The sequence below is a fragment of the Streptomyces sp. NPDC002853 genome (assembly GCF_053591915.1).
In genome coordinates this window covers 91,231-99,583 of record NZ_JBSFUS010000022.1, presented here as the reverse complement: position 1 = coordinate 99,583, position 8,353 = coordinate 91,231, and the positions used below count along the sequence as shown (strand labels likewise).

Genomic DNA, 8,353 nt, shown 5'->3' with positions numbered 1-8,353 from the left:
TCCGACTCTATCAGACTCTTTCGTGTCCGATTTCCTCGGTGCCTTTCCGGTTCCCGCTCCGGCCTTTCGGCTTTCGCGTTTCCCTTTCCGGCGAGTCCGACTTTATCAGAAGTTTTCGGCCGGTCTTACCGGCTGGAGTTTCCGATTTATCGGGGGCGGCTTCTTGGCTTATGAGAATCAAGAAGCAGGCAGATAGTAACTGCCGCCGCTGGACTTGTCCAGCTCTAGGCAACTGTTCGAATCTACCTCCCCAGTCCTTCCGTGTCAACGGTTTTTCTGGGGCGTCGAGGACACTAGCAGGTCAGCGAGGGCGGACGCACATCAGGCCGCGACGGGGACCGTGGCGCTGCGTTCGGCGGGGTCCAGGTCACCTGTGGCACCGGCACGCGCCGCCCTGCCGCCCAGGACGTAGACGTAGGCGAGGAAGGCCAGTTCAGCGGCGATGCCGATGCTGATGCGGGCCCAGGTCGGCAGGCCCGATGGCGTGACGAAGCCTTCGATGGCGCCGGAGATGAACAGGACCAGGGCCAGGCCCACCGCCATGCCGAGGGCGGCTCTTCCCTCTTCGGCGAGGGCTGTTCGGCGTGAGCGCGGGCCCGGGTCGATGACGGTCCAGCCGAGGCGCAGGCCCGTACCGGCGGCCACGAAGACCGCGGTCAGTTCCAGGAGGCCGTGTGGCAGGACCAGGCCGAGGAACGTGTCGAGGCGGCCTGCGTCGGACATCAGGCCGATGCCTACTCCCAGGTTCAGCATGTTCTGGAAGAGGATCCAGATGACAGGAAGGCAGAGGAAGGCGCCCAGGACCAGGCACATGGCCGCTGCCTGGGCGTTGTTCGTCCAGACCTGGGCGGCGAAGGATGCCGCCGGGTGGCTCGAGTAGTACGTCTCGTACTGGCCGCCTGGGCGGGTCATCTCGCGGAGTTCGCTGGGGGCCGCGATGGATGACTGGACCTCGGGGTGCGTGGCGATCCACCAGCCGATGATGGCCGCGAGGACCGTCGAGAGAAGCGCGGTGGGGACCCACCAGTGGCGGGAGCGGTAGACCGCTGCCGGGAAGCCGTGGCTCAGGAAGTGCGTGGCGTCGCGCCAGGAAGCTCGGCGGGTGCCCGTCACCGCACTACGCGCGCGTGCCACGAGGTGGGTCAGACGGCCGGTGAGCTGTGGGTCGGGGGCGCTGGACTGGATGAGGGAGAGGTGGGTGGCGGTGCGTTGGTAGAGGGCGACGAGTTCGTCGGCCTCTGCTCCGTTGAGGCGGCGCCGGCGGCGCAGCAGGGCGTCGAGTCGGTCCCACTCTGCTCGGTGGGCGGAGACGAAGACGTCGAGGTCCATCAGGTGGCTGCTCCTCGTACTGCGGCGCGATGCTGCCTCAGCTTGGCAGACTGGCGGTTCCGACGGCAGGGCAGGGAAGGGCGGCTGGCGTGAGTGAGCTGGTGACGGGCGAGGCGGTGGCGCTCGAGCTGCGTCCGGCGAAGCTGCCGAGTCGTGGGCTCGCCGTACTGATCGACCTGGTGGTGGCCTGGGCGGTCTACCTGGGGGTGACCTTGGCGATCGTGGCCTCCACCTCCTCGTTGGACGACGCGGCTGCCGCGGCGGTCGCCGTGGCGAGCTTCGTGCTGATCCTGGTCGGCGGGCCGATCGCGGTGGAGACGCTCAGTCACGGGCGGTCGCTGGGAAAGATGGCGTGCGGGCTGCGGGTGGTGCGGGACGACGGCGGGCCGATTCGTTTCCGGCACGCGTTGGTGCGGGGTGCGGTGGGGGTCGTCGAGATTCTGCTGACGTTCGGGGTCGTCGCCTGCATTGCTTCGCTGGTGTCGGCGCGGGGGCGGCGGCTCGGGGACGTGTTCGCGGGGACGCTCGTCGTGCGGGAGCGGGTGCCGGCCGGGCAGACGTCTTTCATCCCTCCGCCGCCGCCTTGGCTCTCGGGGCGGTTTTCCGGGCTCGATCTGTCCGGGGTTCCCGAAGGGCTGTGGCTCGCGATCAGGCAGTACCTGACGCGCATGGGGCAGTTGGATCCGCAGGTGGGCTGGGCCATGGCGGAGCGGCTTGCCGGCGATCTCGCGGAACGTACGGGGGCGCCGGCTCCGCAGGGTGTTCCGCCGGCTGCGTACCTGGCGGCGGTCGTGCAGGAGCGGCAGGCGCGGGACGCTCGGCGGGCGTTCGGTGGTGGGGTTGCGGTGCCTGCTGCCGGGGCGGCGGCCTTGGCGCCTCCTCCCCCGGCCTCGTATGCCCAGCCGGCTCACCCCCCGGCTTACCCGACTCCTCCGGCGGGGTCCGCGGTCGGGCAGGAGGCTCGTGATGTGCCGTCGGCCGTGCGGCAGGAGAGTACGGAGGCCTCGCCTCCCGGCACGGGGTTCGTGCCGCCCGCGTAGGGCCGACGGGGATCAGGCGAACGTCGAGGGCGGGGATTCGAGGTTCTCGAGCTCCATGCCGGGGGCGGAGAGAACGACGTCGCCGGCGATGTGGATGGCGTGCTGTTCGCCGGTGTCCAAGGCTGTGACCTGGTATTCGTCCACGATCAGCGGGCCGTTGTCAGTGGCGTGTGCTTCGCTTTTCAGCAAGGCCCAGGACTGGTCGAGGGTGCGGGGGGCGAGGACCGGGTCGGTGAAGGCGACGAGGCGGACGCGGGTCGCGGGGGAACCGGGGGTGAGGCGCAGGAGGCGTGTGGTCGCGACGAGGAAAGCGGGGGATGTGCCGGTGAAGGCGTGGGCGGGGGCGTTGTCCTCGGTGGCGTGAGTTCCGGTGGGGTCGGTGCGTACCCAGGTGACGCCGTCGATCGCCGCGGCGCGGATCTGCCAGTCCCCCGCGTGCAGTTCGAGGCGGATGGGGCGGCCCAGTTCATCGAGGGCGAGGTCGACGGAGCCGGTGGGCTCGCCTGAGGGCGCGGTCCGCTGGGAGACGTAGCGCCAGCCGGAGGGGCCGGGGGCGCAGTGGAAGTGTTCTTCACCGAGGGGGGTGTGGTCGTGCGGGTCGTGAAGCGAATAGTGGCCGCGGGGCATGGGGCTCGGTCCTTGTCGGGGGTGGCTTCTCGTCCGGGGGCCGGGGTGGGCCGGCGGTCGGCTGTGGGTCGGGGCCCGCTGTAGGGGGCTGCTCGGTCCGCCCCGGAGCCAACGTAGGCCAGCCGTGATTCTGGGGTGCTTCGGGCCCGGGGGTACCTGCGGGTGGCCGCCTGAGGCGCCTGAGCCACAGCCAGGTTGAGCGCAGTGGGGTGTGGGGTGCCTTTCCCCCTTGCCCGTGCCGCACGGCCGCAGGCCCCCGCCCGGGTGGGCGAGGGCCTGCGGGTGAGCTGGGGGCCGGGGCCTGGAGTGGCCACGGCCGGGGGTGCTCAGTAGCGGTAGTGGTCCGGCTTGTACGGGCCCTCTACCTCTACGCCGATGTACGCGGCCTGCTCGGGGCGCAGGGTGGTGAGCTTGACGCCGAGCGAGTCCAGGTGGAGGCGGGCGACCTTCTCGTCGAGGTGCTTGGGGAGCACGTAGACGTCGGTCGGGTACTCCTCCTGCTTGGTGAACAGCTCGATCTGGGCCAGGGTCTGGTCCGCGAAGGAGTTGGACATCACGAAGGACGGGTGGCCCGTCGCGTTGCCCAGGTTCAGGAGGCGGCCCTCGGACAGGACGATGAGGACCTTGCCGTCGGGGAACGTCCAGGTGTGGACCTGCGGCTTGACCTCGTCCTTGACGATGCCGGGGATCTTGGCGAGGCCGGCCATGTCGATCTCGTTGTCGAAGTGGCCGATGTTGCCGACGATCGCCTGGTGCTTCATCTTGGCCATGTCCGAGGCCATGATGATGTCCTTGTTGCCGGTCGTCGTGACGAAGATGTCGACCTTGTCGACGACCTCGTCAAGGGTCGTGACCTGGAACCCGTCCATCGCCGCCTGCAGGGCGCAGATGGGGTCGACCTCGGTGATGATCACACGCGCGCCCTGGCCGCGGAGGGACTCGGCGCAGCCCTTGCCGACGTCGCCGTAACCGCAGACGAGGGCGGTCTTGCCGCCGATGAGGACGTCCGTGGCGCGGTTGATGCCGTCGATCAGGGAGTGGCGGCAGCCGTACTTGTTGTCGAACTTCGACTTCGTCACGGCGTCGTTCACGTTGATCGCCGGGAAGAGGAGGCTGCCGTCACGGTGCATCTCGTACAGGCGGTGGACGCCCGTCGTGGTCTCCTCGGTCACGCCGCGGATCTCCGAGGCGAGCTGGGTCCACTTCTGCGAGCCCTCGGTGATGGTGCGGTTGAGGAGCTGCAGGATGACGCGGTGCTCGTCCGACTCGGCGGTGTCCTCGGAGGGGACCTTGCCGGCCTTCTCGTACTCGACGCCCTTGTGGACGAGGAGGGTGGCGTCGCCACCGTCGTCCAGGATCATGTTCGGGCCGCCGGTGGGGGTGTTCGGCCAGGTCAGCGCCTGCTCCGTGCACCACCAGTACTCCTCGAGGGTCTCGCCCTTCCAGGCGAAGACCGGGATGCCCTGGGGGTTGTCCGGGGTGCCGTTCGGGCCGACGGCGATGGCCGCGGCCGCGTGGTCCTGGGTCGAGAAGATGTTGCAGGAGACCCAGCGGACCTCGGCGCCGAGGGCGACCAGGGTCTCGATGAGGACGGCGGTCTGCACGGTCATGTGCAGCGAGCCCATGATGCGGGCGCCGGCCAGCGGCTGGGTGGCGGCGAATTCCTTGCGGATCGACATCAGGCCGGGCATCTCGTGCTCGGCGAGGGTGATCTCCTTGCGGCCGAACTCGGCCAGGGAGAGATCGGCGACCTTGAAGTCCTGGCCGTTGATGAGAGTCGTCATTGGTGAGCTGCTCCTCGTGGGGTTGGTCGAGGGGGTGGTTGGACATGGCTGACCTGCGACGACGGGCACAAAGGCGCACCGGCGCGCAGCAGCGCAGTCCGTCGGAGGCCCTCTCTCCCTCGGACGGCGCCCGTGCAGGCACCGCCCGACCGCCATCAGCAGCGACGTCTGGCTCGGTCACAAAGCTACACCGATTGGCCCAGCGAGCCCCAGCCCGCCTCCCCGGGGGCGCGCCCAGGCGTGCGGCCGCGGGCGGAACCCCGGACAGGGCGACAGACCTGCCCATTCGGGACCTTTGCGCTTTTGAACCTGTGCCCGCGTGTTGCAGGATGCCTTGAGATCGGGAACATTTGCGCGATCTTGTTTGACGAAGGCGTTGAAGGCGCAAAGGCGTTAGGAGATCCACGTGACCACCCATCCGGCCGATCCCCCCACAGGTGGGAGCAGTGGCGAGCGGAAGAAGCTCAAGCTGCTCGCCGTGACCGCCTGTCCGACCGGTATCGCCCACACGTACATGGCGGCGGAGAAGCTCTCGCAGGCTGCCGAGAGCCTCGGCATCGACATGAAGGTGGAGACGCAGGGCTCCATCGGTGCCGAGAACGTCTTGACTGACAACGATGTCAGGGACGCTGACGGCATCATCATCGCGGCGGACAAGGACGTCGACCGCGGCCGCTTCGTCGGCAAGCGCGTGTTGTCCGTCGGCGTGTCCGAGGGCATCAGCCGCCCTGAAGAGCTGATCGAGCAGGTGCGGAGCGCGCCCGTGCACGGCGGGGAAGGTGGCGGCGGGACGACCGCCGCAGCGGCCTCCACCGGTGGTGGCGGAGGCGGCAAGGAGCGGAGCCTCGCGTACAAGGCGCTGATGAACGGCGTCTCGTACATGATTCCGTTCGTCGTGGTCGGTGGTCTGCTGATCGCGATCTCGCTGTCGCTCGGCGGGCACACCGACCCCAAGGGCGGGCTCGTCATCCCCGACGACTCGTTCTGGATGCACGTCAACCAGATCGGTGTCATCGGCTTCACGCTGATGGTGCCGATCCTCTCCGGCTACATCGCGTACGCGATCGGCGACCGGCCCGCGCTCGTGCCCGGCATGATCGGCGGCTGGATCGCCAACACCGGTGAGCTGTACGACTCCAAGGCGGGGGCGGGCTTCATCGGGGCCATCGTGACCGGCTTCCTCGCCGGCTACCTGGTGTTGTGGATCAAGAAGGTCAAGGTCCCCAAGTTCGCCCAGCCGATCATGCCGATCATCGTGATCCCCATCGTCGCGACGACGGCACTCGGTCTCTTCTTCATCTACGTCATCGGCAAGCCGATCTCGTGGGTCTTCGAGCATCTGACCGACTGGCTCAGCGGCATGACCGGGACCAGCGCGATCCTGCTCGGCGCGATCCTCGGGCTCATGATCGCGTTCGACATGGGCGGTCCGGTCAACAAGACGGCGTTCCTGTTCGGCGCGGGGCTCATCGCGACCGGCAACCAGACCGTCATGGGCATGTGCGCCGCCGCCATCCCCGTCATGCCGCTCGGGCAGGGGCTCGCGACGCTGATCCGCAAACGGCTCTACAACGAGCAGGAGCGGGAGACCGGTCTGGCCGCCCTGTTCATGGGCTTCTTCGGGATCTCGGAGGGTGCGATTCCGTTCGCCGCCGCCAGGCCCGCGCAGGTCATTCCCGCGAACATGCTCGGTGGCGCCGTCGCCGGTGCGATCGCCGGTCAGGCGGGTGTCGAGGACGCCGTCCCGCACGGCGGGCCGATCGTGGCGGTCCTGGGTGCCATCGGCGGCGTACCGATGTTCTTCATCGCTGTCGCCATCGGTGCGGTCGTCACCGCCCTGACGACCGTCACCCTGGTCGACATCAGCGAGCGCAGGCGGCGCGGGGCGCCGGTCGTCGATGTGCCCGGCGGTCCCGAGCCGGTGCTCGCGGGAGTGGGAGCGGGAACGGGAACCGGAGCCGTCGCTTCCGGAGCTTCCGGGGCGTCCGCGGCCCCTCCGAAGGCGCCTGCGGCGGCAGCCCCCGCGGCACCCGCACCCGGGGTCGGCGAAGTCCTCTCCGGCTATCTCACCGAGCAGACCGTGAAGGTCCGTCTCGACTCCGCCGACAAGGACTCCGCGATCCGCGAGATGGCACACCTCCTCGCCGCCACCGGCAAGGTGAACGACGTGGAGGAGCTCGTGCGGACCGCCCTGCGCCGCGAGGCCCAGGGCACCACGGGGCTCGGCGAGGAGATCGCCATCCCGCACGCCAAGACCGACGCGGTGACCTCGCCCGTCGTCGGGTTCGCGCGGTCGGCCGAGGGCATCGAATGGGGTGCGCTCGACGGCACGAAGGCCAAGCTGATCTTCATGATCTCCGTGCCGGAGGCCGCCGCGGGCGACGAGCACCTGCGGATTCTCGCGCTCCTCTCGCGCAAGCTGATGGACACCGGCTTCCGGGAGCGGCTCGAGGCCGCGCCCGACGAGGCGGCGGTCCTCGAGGTGCTGCGCGAGGTGCGGTGACCCGTGGGTGAGTTACGCGTTGGGGCCCCGCACCTGCACGGTGCGGGGCCCCAATTGCGTACAAGCGGCGGATGGTCAGTGGCCGCCCGGTGCCTTCGCCGGGTTGGTGCCGTCGGCGGCCGCCGTCTCGCTGTAGATGTCCGGCTCCAGGTAGATCACGCGGGCGATCGGGACCGCGGCGCGGATGCGCTCCTCGGCGGCGTTGATGGCGGCGGCCACCTCGGCGGCCGTCTCGTTCCGCTGGACGGCGATCTTGGCGGCGACGAGGAGCTCCTCGGGGCCGAGGTGCAGCGTGCGCATGTGGATGACGCGGGTGACCGTGTCTCCGTCGACCAGCGCCTTCTCGATCTTCTCGACGTCCTCCGTGCCCGCGGCCTCGCCCAGGAGCAGGGACTTGGTCTCCGCGGCGAGGATGATCGCGATCAGGATGAGCAGGACGCCGATGCAGAGCGTGCCGATGCCGTCCCAGACGCCGTCGCCCGTCGCGAGCGCGAGGCTGACGCCGACCAGGGCCAGGATCAGACCGACCAGGGCACCGAGGTCCTCCAGGAGCACGACCGGCAGCTCGGGAGCCTTGGCGCGGCGCACGAACTGCGTCCACGTGAGGTTGCCGCGGGTGAGGTTCGACTCCTTGATCGCCGTACGGAACGAGAAGGATTCGGCGATGATCGCGAACACCAGGACGCCGACCGGCCAGTACCAGTGCTCGATCTCGTGCGGGTGCTTGATCTTCTCGTAGCCCTCGTAGATCGCGAACATGCCGCCGACCGAGAAGAGCACGATGGAGACCAGGAATGCGTAGATGTAGCGCTCACGCCCGTACCCGAAGGGGTGTTGGGGGGTCGCTTCACGTTGCGCCTTCTTGCCGCCGAGGAGCAGCAGCCCCTGGTTGCCCGAGTCCGCGAGCGAGTGCACGCTCTCGGCCAGCATCGACGACGACCCACTGAAGATGAACGCGACGAACTTCGCCACCGCGATCGCGAGGTTCGCGGCGAGTGCCGCGACAATCGCCTTTGTTCCGCCTGACGCGCTCATGTGTGCCCGTTGTCCCTTCGCCTGCGTACGTTCTT

At 69.1% G+C, this 8,353-nt stretch carries 6 protein-coding genes; 2 read left to right on the top strand and 4 right to left on the bottom strand.

Going from position 1 to position 8,353, the window contains the following annotated elements; all coding sequences use genetic code 11:
* Positions 1-321: 321 nt before the first annotated feature.
* Positions 322-1,329, bottom strand: coding sequence for a stage II sporulation protein M (locus ACWD02_RS40855; RefSeq protein WP_451221405.1), 1,008 nt, complete (start codon positions 1,327-1,329; stop codon positions 322-324).
* Positions 1,330-1,418: 89 nt separating this feature from the next.
* Here ACWD02_RS40855 and ACWD02_RS40850 point away from each other — a divergent pair, with 89 nt between their 5' ends.
* Positions 1,419-2,369, top strand: coding sequence for an RDD family protein (locus tag ACWD02_RS40850; protein WP_451221402.1), 951 nt, complete (start codon positions 1,419-1,421; stop codon positions 2,367-2,369).
* 12 nt (positions 2,370-2,381) lie between these two features.
* On the opposite strand, the gene ACWD02_RS40845 is transcribed toward ACWD02_RS40850, so the two are convergent.
* Positions 2,382-2,996: a hypothetical protein gene (locus ACWD02_RS40845; protein WP_451221399.1), complete on the bottom strand. Its 615-nt coding sequence runs from the start codon at positions 2,994-2,996 to the stop codon at positions 2,382-2,384.
* A 326-nt stretch (positions 2,997-3,322) separates the two neighbouring features.
* Positions 3,323-4,780 carry an adenosylhomocysteinase gene (gene ahcY, locus ACWD02_RS40840; RefSeq protein ID WP_451221396.1) on the bottom strand — a complete coding sequence of 486 codons (1,458 nt, stop codon included), beginning with the start codon at positions 4,778-4,780 and terminating at the stop codon, positions 3,323-3,325.
* 478 nt (positions 4,781-5,258) lie between these two features.
* Here ahcY and ACWD02_RS40835 point away from each other — a divergent pair, with 478 nt between their 5' ends.
* Entirely contained in the window at positions 5,259-7,283 is a 2,025-nt protein-coding gene (locus ACWD02_RS40835) for a fructose-specific PTS transporter subunit EIIC (RefSeq protein WP_451221429.1), read from the top strand.
* A gap of 75 nt (positions 7,284-7,358) precedes the next feature.
* On the opposite strand, the gene ACWD02_RS40830 is transcribed toward ACWD02_RS40835, so the two are convergent.
* Positions 7,359-8,318, bottom strand: coding sequence for a cation diffusion facilitator family transporter (locus ACWD02_RS40830; RefSeq protein WP_451221393.1), 960 nt, complete (start codon positions 8,316-8,318; stop codon positions 7,359-7,361).
* Between the last annotated feature and the right edge of the window lie 35 nt (positions 8,319-8,353).